The sequence below is a fragment of the Aquabacterium sp. TM01 genome (assembly GCF_057808345.1).
Genome location: NZ_AP046529.1, coordinates 3252649 through 3266936 on the forward strand (window position 1 = coordinate 3252649; position 14288 = coordinate 3266936).

Below are 14288 nucleotides of genomic sequence, written 5' to 3' on the forward strand. Positions count from 1 at the left end.
CTAAGTATTAACCCTGATCCACAGAGGTAAGCCATGCAGAAAATAGACGCCAACCAAATCATCGACGAGGCCAAGTTCAACCCCTTCCACTGGATGGTGCTGTTCTGGTGTGCCCTCATCATCATCTTCGACGGCTACGACCTCGTCATCTACGGGGTGGTCCTGCCCGTGCTGATGAAGGAGTGGAACCTCAGCCCGCTGGAAGCGGGTGCACTGGGCAGCTATGCCCTGTTCGGGATGATGGCCGGGGCGCTGATCTTCGGCCCCCTGTCTGACAAGATTGGTCGCAAAAAGGCCATCACCATCTGCGTGACGCTGTTCAGCGGCTTCACGGTGCTCAACGGCTTTGCCAGCAACCCCACGGAGTTCGGCATCTGCCGCTTCATCGCGGGCCTGGGCATCGGCGGGGTCATGCCCAACGTGGTCGCCCTGATGAGCGAATACGCGCCCAAGAAGATCCGCAGCACGCTGGTGGCCATCATGTTCAGTGGTTACTCGGTGGGCGGCATGCTCTCGGCTGGTCTGGGCATGGTCATGCTGCCCAGCTATGGCTGGCAGTCGGTGTTCTTCATCGCCGGCATCCCCTTGCTGCTGCTGCCCTTGATCATGAAGTTCATGCCCGAATCGGTCGGTTTCATGGTCAAGCAGGGCCGCACCGACGAAGCCGCCGCCGTACTGGCCCGCGTGCAACCGGGCTTCTCGCTCAAGGCGGGGGAGCAACTGGAAGCTGCTGCCGGCGGCAAGGCCAAGGGCGGCAATGTGCTCGACCTGTTCCGTGAAGGCCGCGCCCTGCAAACCCTGATGCTGTGGGTCGCCTTCTTCTGCTGCCTGCTGATGGTGTACGCCCTGGCCTCGTGGCTGCCCAAACTGATGACCAAGGCCGGCTACGGTCTGGGCTCCAGCCTGAGCTTCCTGCTGGTGCTCAATTTCGGTGCCATCTTCGGTGCCGTGGGTGGGGGTTGGCTGGGGGACAAGTTCAACATGCCGCGCGTGCTGATGGTGTTTTGCACCATCGCCGCAACCTCGCTGTGCCTGCTGGGCTTCAAGAGTTCGACCGGCGTGCTCTACACCCTGATCGCCATCGCTGGCGCCACCACCATCGGCACGCAGATCCTGCTGTATGCCCTGGGCGCGCAGTTCTACAGCATGTCCATCCGCTCCACCGGTCTGGGCTGGGCCTCGGGCATCGGTCGCAATGGCGCCATCGTCGGCCCCATCCTGGGTGGTGCGCTGATGGCCGCTGAACTGCCACTGCAAGCCAACTTCCTGGCCTTTGCCGTACCCGGCGCCATCGCGGCGGTGGCGATGACGGTGTTCAGCCTGCGCGAACGCACACGCCTGCGTCAACCCACCCCGATGAGCCACACGCGTGCCGCCGCCATCGGTTGAGGGATAACGCGTAACAAAGGGGGCGACACCGAGAGGTGAGCGCCCCTTTTTCATGACAGATTGGTGTTGACTCTGTGCATTTGTGACGCAAGCGTGCTCAAAACTCCGCGTGCAATCTTGTCAAAAGTCATTTATGCTGCAATGCAACATGCTGGGTTTTCCCGGCATGTCCACAGACGCCACAGACACAGAAGGTCACGCCATGCTCTACCAACTCTACGAATCCAACCGCGCCTGGCTCAGCCCTTTCTCTGAATTCGCCAGCGCTGCGTCCAAGCTCTACAGCAACCCACTGTCGCCCTTTGCGCAAATGCCCTCGGCGCACCGTTTTTCGGCGGGGTTCGATCTGGCCAGCCGCCTGACCAAAGAATACGAAAAGCCTGAATTCGACATCAACCACGTCACCGTCGATGGCGTCGATGTGGTGATCCAGGAAAAGGTCGTGGAGGCCAAGCCCTTCTGTCGCCTGCTGCGCTTCAAGCGCTTCACCGACGACGCGGCCATGCTCACCAAGATGCGTGACCAACCTTCGGTGCTGGTCGTGGCGCCGCTGTCCGGTCACCATTCGACGCTGTTGCGCGACACCGTGCGCACCCTGCTGCAGGATCACAAGGTCTACATCACCGACTGGATCGACGCACGCATGGTGCCGCTGGAAGAAGGCGCCTTCCATCTGGACGACTACGTCAACTACGTGCAGGACTTCATCCGCAAGGTGGGCCCGAATGTGCACGTGATCTCGGTGTGCCAGCCCACGGTGCCCGTGCTGGCCGCCGTCTCGCTGATGGCCAGCCGCGGCGAACACACACCGCTGACCATGACCATGATGGGTGGCCCCATTGACGCCAGCCGCTCTCCCACTTCGGTGAACAACCTGGCCACCAACAAGTCGTTCTCGTGGTTCGAGAACAACGTGATCTACAAGGTGCCGCAAAACTACCCGGGCGCCGACCGTGAGGTCTACCCGGGCTTCCTGCAACACACCGGCTTCGTGGCCATGAACCCCGACCGCCACGCCACCTCGCACTACGACTACTTCTTGGACCTGATCCGGGGCGATGACGACAACGCCGAAGCGCACCGCAAGTTCTATGACGAGTACAACGCGGTGCTGGACATGCCGGCCGAGTACTACCTCGACACCATCCGGATCGTGTTTCAGGAATTCGCGCTGGTCAAGGGCACCTGGGAAGTGCGCAACCCCGCTGGCAAGAAAGAGTTGGTGCGCCCGCAGGACATCACCAGGACGTCCTTGCTGACCATCGAAGGCGAGCTCGACGACATCTCTGGTTCGGGCCAGACCCGTGCAGCCCAGGATCTGTGCAGCGGCATCCCAGCCAAAAACAAGAAGCACTACGACGTGGTCGGCGCCGGTCACTACGGCATCTTCTCGGGCCGTCGCTGGCGCGAGTTCGCCTACCCGGAAATCCGCGCCTTCATCCTGGCTCACAACAAGGCTGAAGACACCACCGAACGCAAGGCACTCAAGGGCATCGCCGCCTGATAAGCGCCGGGCTTGTACACTGCGGCGCCATCATGGACGCCGAACAGATCAACGCCCTCCTGCCGCAGACGCAATGCACGCGCTGCGGCTTTCCTGATTGTGCCAGCTACGCCCAGGCCATTGCCCAGGGCGAAGCGGGCATCAACCAGTGCCCCCCGGGCGGGGCCGAGGGCGTGCGCCGTCTGGCCGCCCTCACCGGCTTGCCCGAGGTGCCGCTGGACCCCACATACGGCGTCGAGGGGCCACGCACCCTGGCCGTCATCGATGAAGACTGGTGCATCGGCTGCACGCTGTGCATCCAGGCCTGTCCGGTCGACTGCATCATCGGCACCAACAAGCACCTGCACACCGTCATCGAAGATCAGTGCACCGGATGCGAGCTGTGCCTGCCCGTCTGTCCGGTCGATTGCATCACTTTGGTGCCTGTGCACCCTGATCCCGCCCCCACCGGCTGGGCTGCCTGGTCGACCTCGCAAGCCGATGAGGCCCGTGTGCGCCACACCTTCCGCACCGCACGCCAGGTTCAGGCCAAGGCCGACAACGAGGCCCGCCTGCTGGCCAAGGGAGAGCACAAACTGCAGGATCTGGCTGCGGCCTCCAGGCTCACCGATCCAGTTCAACTCGATCACAAGCGCAGCATGATTGAGGCCGCCCTGGCCCGTGCCCGCGCGCGTCGAGCGCCCGGCTGAACGCCCAGGCAAACCCTGGTATGGGGGTCATCCCGCTGTCATTCTTGGCGTGAAAAATGCATGCTATCGCCGTGAACAGCAACAGCGCTGCTGTTCAGCCACTGGAGAAGCCATGCGCGCCCTGATGAACCTTGCCATTGAACCCGCCCTCAAGCTGTTTGAAGTCTCGACCCTGGTCGTGATCACCCCTTCCCAGCAGGCGGTCAAACGCGTCCTCAAAGTGATGGCCGACACCCCGATGGGTGCGGTCAAGATTGTTCGAGACCGCTACCCTCGCTCGCGCCGCCACGAAGTGCTGTCCTGCATGGAGCTGGGCGCGGCATTCTGAACCCGTCCTTGAAAACGCGGTCGTCGACCTGATTTACTCTGTGGGTTGTCCGGCACGGTGTACGCTTGTGACACCGGCCCCTCCTGATCAGAAAGGTTTGCGATGCCCGCGTCCCGATTCGCCTCCGCGCCCCTCACCCGCCGCCTGGCCGGCATGAGCTTGGCAGTCGCCCTGGTCATGCCCCTGACCGGCTGCGGCTACAACGATTTCCAGCGGCTGGATGAAGCCTCCAAGGCTTCGTGGTCCGAGGTACTCAACCAGTACCAGCGCCGCGCTGACCTGATCCCCAGCATCGTCGCCACCGTCAAGGGTGAAGCCAACTTCGAGCAGGAAACCCTGACCAAAGTGGTGGAAGCACGTGCGAAGGCCACCAGCATCCAGGCCACGCCCGAGCTGATCAACAACCCTGAGGCCTTCAACAAGTTCCAGCAAGCCCAGGGTGAGTTGTCGGGCGCCCTCTCGCGCCTGCTGATGGTCACCGAGAACTACCCCAATCTCAAGGCCAACCAGGGCTTTCAGGACCTGCGCATTCAGCTGGAAGGCACCGAAAACCGCATCACCGTGGCGCGCAACCGCTACATCGAGTCGGTGCAGTCCTACAACGTGCTGGCTCGCAGCTTCCCGACCAACCTGACGGCCATGGTCTTCAGCTATAAGCCCAAGGCCAGCTTCACGGTGCAGAATGAAGCGCAGATCACCGTGCCACCCACGGTGGACTTTGGCAAGAAGTGATGTCCGCCCTGCTGCGCTGGCTGCCCCGGCGCCCGCTGGTTTCGATGCCGGACCGCCTGCTGGCGGTCATGCTGATCTGCCTGACTTTCAGCCTGACCTTGGGATGGATGCCGTCGGCCTGGGCTCAGGCAGGTGCCGAGACCGGCACCGGTGGCGTACTACCCGTGCCGGCCTTGAGCGCTCGCGTCATCGACCAGACCGGCACCCTGACGCCCGAGCAGGTGCGCGCTTTGAGCGACAAGCTGCAGACGCTGGAGACCCAGCGCGGCTCCCAGGTGGTCATACTCATGGTGCCCACCACGCAGCCCGAGGACATCGCGGCCTATGCGCAGCGGGTGGGCGACACCTGGAAAATCGGTCGCCGCGAGGTGGGTGATGGCCTGCTGGTGATCGTGGCCCTGCAGGACCGTCGCATGCGCATTGAGGTGGCCAAGACGCTGGAGGGCGCCATCCCCGACCTGATGGCCAGCCGCATCATCGAGCGCACGCTCAAGCCGGCCTTCCAGGCTGGGGCCTATGCGGATGGCCTGTCCACCGCCATCGACCAGATCGACAAGCTGATTGCCGGCGAAGGCCTGCCGGAGCCCGAAGCCGGCCAGGGTGAGCGCACGCAGGGCTTTGACCTCAACCACCTGCTGGTGTTCGGCCTGATGGGCGTGCCCATTTTGTTCGGGGTGCTGAGCGCCATCCTGGGCCGCAAAGCCGGGGCGCTGGGCACGGGCCTGGTCGGTGGTGGTCTGGCCTGGTGGCTCACGGCCAGCCTCTTCATCGGCGTGGTCGGCGCGGTGCTGGCCATCGTGTTTGCGCTGTCGCTGGGCAGTGGTGGTCGCGGGCGCGGTGGCTGGGGCGGCCCACCGGGTGGCTTGGGGGGCGGTGGCTTCGGCGGTGGCGGTGGCGGACTGGGCGGCGGCGGGGGATTCTCCTCCGGCGGCGGAGGCAATTTTGGAGGCGGTGGCGCCTCGGGACGCTGGTGAGGCCGCACGATGAACACGCTGCACCGATGGATGCGACACCTTTGGCTGGACGCCGCTGACAGCCGCCGTTGCCTGACCCGCGCGGGCCTGCAACGCCTGGAACAAGCCGTGGCGCGCAGCGAAGCGCGTCACCTGGGCGAATTGCGCCTGTGCGTGGAAGGCGGCCTGCGGGTGCCTGAGTTGTGGCGAGGCCTGGACGCGCGTGAGCGTGCCGTGCAGCTGTTCAGCCAGTTGCGGGTGTGGGACACGACGCACAACAACGGCGTGCTGATTTACCTGTTGCTGGCCGATCGGCGCATCGAGATCCTGGCCGACCGGGGCCTGCACGGCCGCACGGCCCCCGATTTCTGGACCACACTGGCCAACCACCTGTCCGACACCTTGCAGCAGGGCGACTTCGAGGCCGGCTTGTCGCTGGCGATCGAAGAAATCGGCCTGTTGCTGCACCAGCACTACCCCAACGATGGGCGCGTGCACAATCCTGACGAGCTGCCCAACGCCGTGGTGCTGCTCTGATCCTTCCCCTGTGCATCGCCGCTCCTGAGTGGCCTCACGCACACCCTGCCCCCTGCCCCCCCCAATCCCATGAGCACCCTCATGAAGGCCGCCGACATCGGCCACTTTTTTGCCACGCTGCAAGCCGCCAACCCGCACCCTGAAACCGAGCTGGAATACAGCACGCCGTTCGAGCTGCTGACCGCCGTGCTCCTGTCAGCCCAGGCCACCGATGTGGGCGTCAACAAGGCCACGCGCAAGCTCTACCCGGTGGCCAACACCCCGCAGCAGATCCTTGACCTGGGGCTGGACGGGTTGTGCGAGTACATCAAGACCATCGGCCTGTACAAGAGCAAGGCCAAGCACCTGCTGGAAACCTGCCGCATCCTGATCGAGCAGCACGGCGGGGAGGTGCCCCGCACCCGCGAGGCGCTGGAGGCGTTGCCCGGCGTGGGCCGCAAGACCGCCAACGTGGTGCTCAACGTGGCCTTTGGCGAGCCCACCATGGCGGTGGACACGCACATTTTCCGCCTGGGCAACCGCACGGGTCTGGCCCCCGGCAAGACGCCGCTGGAAGTAGAGCAAAAGCTGCTCAAGCGCATCCCGGCCGAGTACATGCTGCACGCCCACCACTGGCTGATCCTGCATGGGCGCTATGTGTGCCAGGCGCGCAAACCGCGCTGTTGGGAGTGCAGCGTGTCCACCTGGTGCAAGTTCAAGCCCAAGACCGCAGCGCCAGCCTGAGCGCCTCAACCGGCGCGCGCTCAGAGCGCTCTCAGGTCGGACTCACATTCGCCTACCCGCTCAGGCCTTCGCGGATCGTCGGGTAGCGCAAGGCCACCCTCAGCTCGGCTTTCAAACGCTGGTTGCGCAAGCGACGTGACTCGCCCATGAACGACAGTTGCATCGGGCTGAGTTGCTGAGCTGCCTCGGCCCGCGACAAACGGGGCGCGCGCGGCAGCCCGAAATGATCCGCCACCCAGTCGAAGTAATCGCCCATGCGCAACTCGGTGTCGTCGCACACGTGCACGACGCGGCCGGGCCGCCCGCGCCACAGCGCCGCCACGCAGGCGCGCGCCAGGTCATCGGCATGGATGTGGTTGGTGTAAACGTCGTCCTCGGGGCGCAGCAAGGGGCTGCCGCGTCGCACACGCTCACGCGGGTCGCCGCCCACGCGGTCGAGCGCATAGATGCCCGGGATGCGCAGCAGGCTCACCCGCGTGCCCCACTGAGCAGATTGCTGGCGCCCCCACCAGCGCAGACGCGCTTCGGCATCGACCCGACGGCGCCCGCGGTCAGTGGCCGGTTGCACCGCCCGCGTTTCGTCGAACCAGGCCCCGCCCGCATCGCCATAGACGCCCGAGGTGCTGCCGTACACCAGCGATTTCACGCCACCACGACGCCCCAAGGCTTGCAGCAGGCGGGCGGTGCGCGGGTCTTGCGTGCCTGCGGGCGGCGGCGGCGCCAGGTGCAGCACCCGTGTGGCCAGGCCCGCCAGACGCGCCAACGATCGGGGGTCGTCCAGATTGCCCACGATCGGCACCAGGCCTTGCGCCCGCAGCGCGCCCACCCGTTCAGGCTGCGAGGTCAAAGCCAGCACGCGGCACCGGGGGCGCAGCGCCTGAGCGGCACGCTGGCCCACATCCCCGCAGCCCACAATGAGGACACGGGTTTGACGAAATCGGGCCGGACGCGAGGGCTGAGGCTGGAACATGGCAGGTCTGAGCGAAAATCCAGCTTGAGATTCTGAGGCCTCGGGGCGTTTGCCCCGGTTTGTCGCGATGCGGCCTCAGCCGCCCTGTCGTCTTGAGTGTGAGTCCATCATGAGTTTTTCCGTTGCCATCCAGCCCAGTGGCCGTCACTTCACCATGGAAGCCGACGAAACGGTGCTGGGTGCCGCCATCAGTGCCGGCATCGGCCTGCCCTACGGCTGCAAGGACGGCGCCTGTGGCTCGTGCAAGTGCAAGCTGGTGTCCGGCCAGGTCAGCCACGGCCCCCACCAGGAAAAGGCCCTGAGCGCCGCCGACGAAGCCGCCGGTTACCTGCTGACCTGCTGCGCCAAGCCTGAAAGCGACCTCGTGATCGAGGCGCGTCAGGTGGTCGCCCTGGGTGAAAACCCGCCGGTCAAGATGCCCACCCGCGTGACCCGCCTCACCCGCGTCGCCCCCGATGTGATGGTGCTGCGCCTGCAACTGCCGGCCAACAACAGCTTCGGCTTTCGTGCGGGCCAGTACATCGAGTTCATCCTCAAGGATGGCCAGCGCCGCAGCTACTCGATGGCGAACGCGCCGCACGCCGTCAAGGAAGCCGGCCCCGAGGGCATCGAGCTGCACATCCGCCACATGCCCGGCGGTCTGTTCACCGACCAGGTGTTCGGCACGCTGAAAGAAAAAGACATCCTGCGCGTGGAAGGCCCCTTTGGCACCTTCTTCCTGCGCGAGGACTCCGAGCGCCCGATCGTGCTGCTGGGCTCGGGCACCGGCTTTGCGCCGCTCAAGGCCATCATTGAGCACATGCGCCATGCGGGGCTCACACGCCCCACCACGCTGTATTGGGGCTGCCGCAGCAAAGCCGACCTGTATCTGCATGACTGGGCTGCCCAACAGGCGGCCGAGCTGCCCTGGCTCACCTACGTGCCGGTGCTGTCCGATGCCAAACCCGAAGACCAGTGGAGCGGCCGCACCGGCTTCGTCCACCAGGCTGTGCTGGCTGACCTGCCGGATTTGTCTGCCCACGAGGTGTACGCCTGCGGTGCGCCGATCATGGTGCAATCGGCCCGCCAGGACTTCGTCGCCTTGGCCGGCCTGCCCGACGAGTTCTTCTACGCCGACGCCTTCACCAGCGAAGCCGACAAACACGGCGCTTGAGCGCCACCGCGCGCGCACGCCTGTCCATCCTCTTCAGGAGTTTCCATGTCCTACGACTCGAACAACATCTTCGCCAAGATCCTGCGTGGCGAGATCCCCTGCATCAAGCTGTACGAAGACGCCCACACACTGGCCTTCATGGACATCATGCCGCAGACCGACGGCCACGCCTTGGTGATCCCCAAGGAGCCAGCGACGACCCTGTTCGAGCTGTCGGATGCGGCTGCGCAGGCGTGCATGGCCACCGTGCGCAAGATCGGCCATGCGCAGAAAAAGGGCCTGGGCGCCGAGGGCGTGGTGCTGATGCAGCTCAACGGCGAAGGGGCCGGCCAGACCGTGCCGCACTTCCACATCCACGTGATCCCCGGCTCGATCGCCGACCTGCGCAAGCCGCACGCCACGCACATGGCCGACCCGGCCCACCTGAAGGCGCTGGCCGACAAGATCACGTCCGCGTTGGGCTGAAGCCGGTTTCGACCGTGCCGTGGCGGCGAGTCAGTCCGAAAGGACCTCCGCCACGCGGGTGCGCAATGCCGGCAAGACCTCCTCCTCAAACCAGGGGTTCTGTTTCAGCCAACGGTTGTTGCGCGGACTGGGGTGCGGTAGGACCAGCATCTGAGGCCAGTGGCTGCGCCATGCCATCACTGCCTCGGTGACCGAGGGCACGGTTTCACCGTCCGCGCGCGGCCAGTGCCAGGCCAAAGCGTACTGCCCGAGCACCAAGGTGAGCTGCACATGGGGCATGGCCGCCAGCAAGGCGGCGCGCCACGCGGGAGCGCACTCTGGCCGTGGCGGCAAGTCACCCGAAGTGCCGGTGCCCGGGTAGCAAAAGCCCATCGGCAGAATGGCCACGCGCCGCGGGTCGTAAAACACCTCGCGCGAGAGACCCAGCCAAGCCCGCAAGCGATCACCGCTGGCATCATCGAACGGGATGCCGCTGAGGTGCACTTTACGACCCGGCGCCTGCCCTGCGATGAGCAGCTGCGATGTCGCATGGGCCTGGAGCACCGGGCGCGGCCCCAAGGGCAAATGGGCCGCACACAGGGTGCAAGCCCTCACCTTGGGCAACAGGGTGTCCATGTGAGACATCGTCGGCTTCCCGATGCGCGATGTGCCGTCAAACGCCGGACTCAAACCGGGACGTCTGCCTCGACCAGCAGGGCCAGCAAGACCAGCGACTCCTGCCAGCCCAGGTGACACGACTCAGGCGGGATCATCTCGGGGATGCCCTCCTGCACGATGCTCAAGTCGGTGCCGCACGACACATGCGTGAGGTTCACCGTCACCCGCATGCTCCCGGGCAGATTGGGGTCATCAAAGGCATCGCTGTGGCAGATGCGGGTATGGGGCAACAGCTCCAGATATTCGCCGCCAAAGGAATGCGTCTGGCCACTGCCCAAGTGCGTGAACGACATCCGAAAGCGTCCACCCACCCGCGCGTCCATCTCATGGACCTCGCCGATGAAGCCGTGCGGCGGCAGCCACTTGACCATCGCCTTCGGATCCAGGAAGGCGCGATAGACCCGCTCGGGTGGTGCGCGCAGCACACGGTGAAAGTGAACGGTATGGCCTGGCATGGCGGCTCCTTTCGGTGCCTGAGGAGGCATTGCGTCGCAGCCTACCCCGCCATCCCCACCGGGTCAAGACGGCTCTTGGCGCTGCCCCCCTCGGCATCAACCGCCGAGGTACGCCGCCTGCACCTGAGGATTGCCCAATAGCTCGCGAGCCGGGCCTTCCAGCACACACTCACCGGAGTCGAGCACGTAGGCCCGGTCGGCCAGTTCCAGCGCACGATGGGCGTTTTGCTCGACCAGCAGCACGGTCACCCCCTGCTGCGACACCTCGCGCACCACCTCGAAAATGAGATCCACCATGATGGGCGACAGGCCCATCGAGGGCTCGTCAAGCAGCAGCAGCTTGGGGCGGGACAGCAGCGCGCGGCCCATGGCCAGCATCTGCTGCTCGCCGCCAGACAGCGTGCCCGCCAACTGCTTGTGGCGCTCTTTCAAGCGCGGAAAGCGCTGGTACACGGCCGCCAGGTCGGCCTCGACCTCAACGTCCTTGCGCAAGTAAGCGCCCATGCGCAGGTTCTCGTCGATCGTCATGCGTGCAAAGATGCCGCGCCCTTCGGGCACCATCACCAGGCCTTGGCTGACCAGATCCCATGGCCCCTGACCGAGCAGGCTCTGACCCTGGTAACGCACCTCGCCCGACTGGGGCTTGAGCAGGCCGCAGATGGCCTTGAGCGTGGTAGTCTTGCCCGCGCCATTGGCGCCGATCAGGCTGACCAGCTCGCCCGCCTGCAGCACCAGGTCCAGGTGCTTGACGGCCTGGATGCCGCCATAGGCCACGTGCAGATCGCGCACAGCCAGCAAGGGCTCGCTGGCGTTGGAAGAAGCAGAAACAGGAACAGACAGCGTCATCGCCAGGTCCTCAAGCAGGCTGGTGGGACTGGCCCAGGTAGGCCGCGATCACGACCGGATCGCGCTGCACATCGGCGGGCAGACCGTGGGCAATGCGCCGCCCCTGGTCCAGCACCGTCACCTGGTCGCACAGTCCCATGACCAGCTTCACATCGTGTTCGATCAGCAGCACCGCGCGCCCCTGGGCGCGGATGCGCTCGATCAGCTCGCGCAGTTGCACCTTCTCGGTGGCATTCATGCCCGCGGCCGGTTCGTCCAGCGCGAGCAGCTTGGGCTCGGTGGCCAGGGCACGGGCGATCTCTAACCGACGCTGGTCGCCGTAGCTCAGCGTGCGCGCCGTCTGGTGGTGCTTGCCCGACAGGCCCACAAAATCCAGCAAAGCCTGGGCATCGCGAGTGATCAGGTTTTCCTCGTGCACGAAGGCGCGTGTACGCAGCAGCGCCTGCCACCAGCCCACCTTCGTGCGCACATGGCGCCCCACCCGCACATTGTCGAGCGCCGACATGTCGGCAAACAGGCGGATGTTCTGGAAGGTGCGCGCGATGCCGGCCTGCGCCACCTTGTGCACCTCGGTGGGTCGGTAGGCCCGCCCGGCCAGCGCAAAACGACCGCGGTCGGCCGGCACCAGGCCGGTGATCACATTGAAAAAGGTGGTCTTGCCCGCGCCGTTCGGCCCGATCAGGCCGTGGATCTGCCCCGGCTGGATCGTGAGTTCGACCTCGCTGAGCGCCTGCAAGCCGCCAAAGCGCTTGGACACGCCGGAAACCGTCAGCAGCGGGGTGCTCATGCGCGGCCTCCCTGCGCCTCATCAGGAATCAAGCGATCCTCCGGATGTGGTGAGGGCCACAGCCCACGTGGCCGCGCCAGCATGATGCCGATCATGGCCAAAGCAATCAGCAACTGGCGCAAGATGGAAGCATCCAGGCGACCGCCGGTGAGCGCCTGCAAAGGGCCGGCCACATGGCGCAGCACCTCGGGCAAGGCGGCCAGCAGAAAAGCCCCCAGGATCACGCCGGGGATGTGGCCCAGGCCGCCCAGCACCACCATGGCCACCACCAGCACCGACTCCTGCAGGCTGAAAGACTCGGGCGAGACGAAGCCCTGGAAGCTGGCGAACAGCACCCCGGCCACGCCCCCGAACGAGGCTCCCAACCCGAAAGCCAGCAGCTTGAGGTTGCGCGTGTTCAGGCCCATGGCCTTGGCCGCGATCTCGTCTTCACGGATGGCCACCCAGGCACGCCCCAGACGCGAGTCGTGCAGGCGCAGGCTGATGACCACGGCCAGCACCACCACCGCCAGGAACAGGTAGTAATACAGCGTGACCGAATACAGCGTGAAGCCGCCGATCTGCAGCGACTCCCCCAGGTTGAGCGGCCCGATGTGGACAGGCTCGATGCTGGTGATGCCCTTGGGGCCGTTGGTGATGTTGACCGGTGCATCCAGGTTGTTCATGAACACGCGGATGATTTCGCCAAAACCCAGCGTGACGATGGCCAGGTAGTCGCCGCGCAGCTTGAGCGTGGGCGCACCCAGCAGCACGCCGGCCATCGCCGCCACGCCGGCCCCCAGCGGAATGGCCGCCCAAATGGGCAGGTGCAGGCCGTTGGGGAACAGGGCCGCCACGGCCGGCAGATTCTCGACCAGGTGCGGCGAAGCCAGCAGGGCAAACAGGTAGGCGCCCACCGCATAGAAGGCGATGTAGCCCAGGTCAAGCAGACCGGCAAAGCCCACCACGATGTTCAGGCCCAGGGCCAACAGGATGTAGAGCAAGGCGGTGTCGATGATGCGCACCCAAGCCTCACCAGCGCCCTGCAAGACCAGGGGCAGGATGGCCAGGGCAATGGCGCTGGCCAGGAAGACGTGCAGACGGCTCTTCAGCATGACTCGCCCCTCACGCCCGGTCGGCCACACGCTCGCCCAACAGGCCGCGTGGACGCAGAGTCAGCACCAGAATCAGCACCGCGAACGCGAAGATGTCCTGGTAGTGGCTGCCCAGCACGTCGCCGGTCAGCTCGCCGATGTAGCCCGCGCCCATCGCCTCGATGACGCCCAGCAGCACGCCGCCCACCATGGCGCCGCCCAGATTGCCGATGCCGCCGAACACCGCTGCCGTGAAGGCCTTGAGACCCGGCAGGAAGCCCATGGTGTGCTGCACCGAGCCATAGTTTGCTGCCCACATCACCCCGGCCAGCGCCGCCAGCGCCGCGCCAATGATGAAGGTGGCCGAAATGACCTTGTCCGGCTGCACGCCCATCAGCTGTGCCACGCGCGGGTTCTCGGCGGTGGCGCGCATGGCGCGACCCAGCTTGGTGCCATGGATCAGCGCCAGCAGCCCCGCCATGGTCAGCGCCGTCACCCCCAGGATCAGGATCTGCACCAGGTTGATGGTGGCGCCCAGGAACTCATAGGGCTCGTCGTTGAGCAGGATGGGGTAAGGCTTGTAATCGGGCTTCCACAGGATCATGGCCAGGGTCTGCAAGAGCAGCGACATGCCCATGGCCGTGATCAGCGGCGCCAGCCGGGGCGCGTTGCGCAGCGGTCGGTAGGCCAGCTTCTCGATGGCGTAGTTCAGGGCCATGCACACGGCCATGGCGGCCAGCAGCGACAAGGTCAGCAGCACCCAGCCCGGCCAGCCGGTGTCGCCCAGCAGGGTGACCACCGTCCAGCTCACCAGCGCGCCCACCATCAACACCTCGCCATGGGCGAAATTGATGAGGTTCACGATGCCGTACACCATGGTGTAGCCCAGGGCGACGAGCGCATACATGCTGCCCAGCACCAGGCCGTTGATCAGTTGTTGAATGAAGACGTCCACGATCGGTGAGGGATGCAAAAAGCCCGCCAGGCAGGTCGCAACCAGCAGGCGGGCAGTATCGAAATCAGTCGA

17 protein-coding genes are annotated in these 14288 nt (G+C 65.5%); 10 read left to right on the forward strand and 7 right to left on the reverse strand.

The window, feature by feature from the left end:
* Positions 1–33: 33 nt before the first annotated feature.
* The 8 genes from AC3WW4_RS15040 to nth all read left to right on the forward strand — a co-directional run bounded on the left by AC3WW4_RS15040 (position 34) and on the right by nth (position 6855).
* The gene (locus AC3WW4_RS15040) at positions 34–1389 is read left to right on the forward strand and encodes an MFS transporter (RefSeq protein WP_488829265.1); all 1356 of its coding nucleotides are present in this window, start codon (positions 34–36) and stop codon (positions 1387–1389) included.
* A 148-nt stretch (positions 1390–1537) separates the two neighbouring features.
* Complete coding sequence (locus AC3WW4_RS15045; RefSeq protein WP_488829266.1) at positions 1538–2893, forward strand: polyhydroxyalkanoate depolymerase; 1356 nt, start codon at positions 1538–1540, stop codon at positions 2891–2893.
* A gap of 32 nt (positions 2894–2925) precedes the next feature.
* A complete protein-coding gene (rsxB, locus tag AC3WW4_RS15050; RefSeq protein WP_488829267.1) occupies positions 2926–3582 on the forward strand; it encodes an electron transport complex subunit RsxB in 657 nt (218 codons plus the stop codon).
* A 112-nt stretch (positions 3583–3694) separates the two neighbouring features.
* Positions 3695–3910: a hypothetical protein gene (locus AC3WW4_RS15055; RefSeq protein ID WP_488829268.1), complete on the forward strand. Its 216-nt coding sequence runs from the start codon at positions 3695–3697 to the stop codon at positions 3908–3910.
* A gap of 153 nt (positions 3911–4063) precedes the next feature.
* Entirely contained in the window at positions 4064–4642 is a 579-nt protein-coding gene (locus AC3WW4_RS15060; RefSeq protein WP_488829773.1) for a LemA family protein, read from the forward strand.
* 44 nt (positions 4643–4686) lie between these two features.
* Positions 4687–5616 carry a TPM domain-containing protein gene (locus AC3WW4_RS15065; protein ID WP_488829774.1) on the forward strand — a complete coding sequence of 310 codons (930 nt, stop codon included), beginning with the start codon at positions 4687–4689 and terminating at the stop codon, positions 5614–5616.
* Between the two features lie 9 nt (positions 5617–5625).
* Positions 5626–6132 (forward strand): TPM domain-containing protein, encoded by a 507-nt coding sequence (locus tag AC3WW4_RS15070; protein ID WP_488829269.1) that lies wholly within the window; start codon positions 5626–5628, stop codon positions 6130–6132.
* Positions 6133–6213: 81 nt separating this feature from the next.
* Positions 6214–6855 (forward strand): endonuclease III, encoded by a 642-nt coding sequence (gene nth / locus AC3WW4_RS15075; protein ID WP_488829775.1) that lies wholly within the window; start codon positions 6214–6216, stop codon positions 6853–6855.
* A gap of 52 nt (positions 6856–6907) precedes the next feature.
* On the opposite strand, the gene AC3WW4_RS15080 is transcribed toward nth, so the two are convergent.
* Entirely contained in the window at positions 6908–7825 is a 918-nt protein-coding gene (locus tag AC3WW4_RS15080; RefSeq protein WP_488829270.1) for an SDR family oxidoreductase, read from the reverse strand.
* 109 nt (positions 7826–7934) lie between these two features.
* Between AC3WW4_RS15080 and AC3WW4_RS15085 the strand changes: the two genes are divergently transcribed.
* Both AC3WW4_RS15085 and AC3WW4_RS15090 read left to right on the forward strand, forming a co-directional pair.
* Positions 7935–8978: a CDP-6-deoxy-delta-3,4-glucoseen reductase gene (locus tag AC3WW4_RS15085; RefSeq protein ID WP_488829271.1), complete on the forward strand. Its 1044-nt coding sequence runs from the start codon at positions 7935–7937 to the stop codon at positions 8976–8978.
* Positions 8979–9023: 45 nt separating this feature from the next.
* The gene (locus AC3WW4_RS15090; protein ID WP_488829272.1) at positions 9024–9443 is read left to right on the forward strand and encodes an HIT family protein; all 420 of its coding nucleotides are present in this window, start codon (positions 9024–9026) and stop codon (positions 9441–9443) included.
* Between the two features lie 30 nt (positions 9444–9473).
* Here the strand turns inward: AC3WW4_RS15090 and AC3WW4_RS15095 are convergent, their stop codons facing one another.
* From AC3WW4_RS15095 to AC3WW4_RS15120, 6 genes are all read right to left on the reverse strand, one after another.
* On the reverse strand, positions 9474–10058 hold the full coding sequence (locus AC3WW4_RS15095) for a uracil-DNA glycosylase family protein (RefSeq protein WP_488829273.1): 585 nt from the start codon (positions 10056–10058) through the stop codon (positions 9474–9476).
* Between the two features lie 50 nt (positions 10059–10108).
* Positions 10109–10555, reverse strand: coding sequence for an SRPBCC family protein (locus tag AC3WW4_RS15100; RefSeq protein WP_488829274.1), 447 nt, complete (start codon positions 10553–10555; stop codon positions 10109–10111).
* Positions 10556–10651: 96 nt separating this feature from the next.
* Positions 10652–11401, reverse strand: a complete 750-nt coding sequence (locus tag AC3WW4_RS15105; RefSeq protein ID WP_488829275.1) for an ABC transporter ATP-binding protein — start codon at positions 11399–11401, stop codon at positions 10652–10654.
* Between the two features lie 10 nt (positions 11402–11411).
* Positions 11412–12188: an ABC transporter ATP-binding protein gene (locus AC3WW4_RS15110; protein WP_488829276.1), complete on the reverse strand. Its 777-nt coding sequence runs from the start codon at positions 12186–12188 to the stop codon at positions 11412–11414.
* Positions 12185–13279: a branched-chain amino acid ABC transporter permease gene (locus AC3WW4_RS15115; RefSeq protein ID WP_488829776.1), complete on the reverse strand. Its 1095-nt coding sequence runs from the start codon at positions 13277–13279 to the stop codon at positions 12185–12187. Before AC3WW4_RS15115 ends, AC3WW4_RS15110 begins: the two co-directional genes overlap by 4 nt.
* Positions 13280–13292: 13 nt before the next feature.
* On the reverse strand, positions 13293–14216 hold the full coding sequence (locus AC3WW4_RS15120; protein ID WP_488829277.1) for a branched-chain amino acid ABC transporter permease: 924 nt from the start codon (positions 14214–14216) through the stop codon (positions 13293–13295).
* Between the last annotated feature and the right edge of the window lie 72 nt (positions 14217–14288).

What these genes read in the sequence shown, in the direction of transcription:
- AC3WW4_RS15040 (WP_488829265.1), top strand. Translation starts at nt 34, where the DNA reads ATGCAGAAAATAGACGCCAACCAAATCATCGACGAGGCCAAGTTCAAC.
- AC3WW4_RS15045 (WP_488829266.1), top strand. Translation starts at nt 1,538, where the DNA reads ATGCTGGGTTTTCCCGGCATGTCCACAGACGCCACAGACACAGAAGGT.
- rsxB (WP_488829267.1), top strand. Translation starts at nt 2,926, where the DNA reads ATGGACGCCGAACAGATCAACGCCCTCCTGCCGCAGACGCAATGCACG.
- AC3WW4_RS15055 (WP_488829268.1), top strand. Translation starts at nt 3,695, where the DNA reads ATGCGCGCCCTGATGAACCTTGCCATTGAACCCGCCCTCAAGCTGTTT.
- AC3WW4_RS15060 (WP_488829773.1), top strand. Translation starts at nt 4,064, where the DNA reads ATGAGCTTGGCAGTCGCCCTGGTCATGCCCCTGACCGGCTGCGGCTAC.
- AC3WW4_RS15065 (WP_488829774.1), top strand. Translation starts at nt 4,687, where the DNA reads ATGCCGGACCGCCTGCTGGCGGTCATGCTGATCTGCCTGACTTTCAGC.
- AC3WW4_RS15070 (WP_488829269.1), top strand. Translation starts at nt 5,626, where the DNA reads ATGAACACGCTGCACCGATGGATGCGACACCTTTGGCTGGACGCCGCT.
- nth (WP_488829775.1), top strand. Translation starts at nt 6,214, where the DNA reads ATGAAGGCCGCCGACATCGGCCACTTTTTTGCCACGCTGCAAGCCGCC.
- AC3WW4_RS15080 (WP_488829270.1), bottom strand. Translation starts at nt 7,825, where the DNA reads ATGTTCCAGCCTCAGCCCTCGCGTCCGGCCCGATTTCGTCAAACCCGT.
- AC3WW4_RS15085 (WP_488829271.1), top strand. Translation starts at nt 7,935, where the DNA reads ATGAGTTTTTCCGTTGCCATCCAGCCCAGTGGCCGTCACTTCACCATG.
- AC3WW4_RS15090 (WP_488829272.1), top strand. Translation starts at nt 9,024, where the DNA reads ATGTCCTACGACTCGAACAACATCTTCGCCAAGATCCTGCGTGGCGAG.
- AC3WW4_RS15095 (WP_488829273.1), bottom strand. Translation starts at nt 10,058, where the DNA reads ATGGACACCCTGTTGCCCAAGGTGAGGGCTTGCACCCTGTGTGCGGCC.
- AC3WW4_RS15100 (WP_488829274.1), bottom strand. Translation starts at nt 10,555, where the DNA reads ATGCCAGGCCATACCGTTCACTTTCACCGTGTGCTGCGCGCACCACCC.
- AC3WW4_RS15105 (WP_488829275.1), bottom strand. Translation starts at nt 11,401, where the DNA reads ATGACGCTGTCTGTTCCTGTTTCTGCTTCTTCCAACGCCAGCGAGCCC.
- AC3WW4_RS15110 (WP_488829276.1), bottom strand. Translation starts at nt 12,188, where the DNA reads ATGAGCACCCCGCTGCTGACGGTTTCCGGCGTGTCCAAGCGCTTTGGC.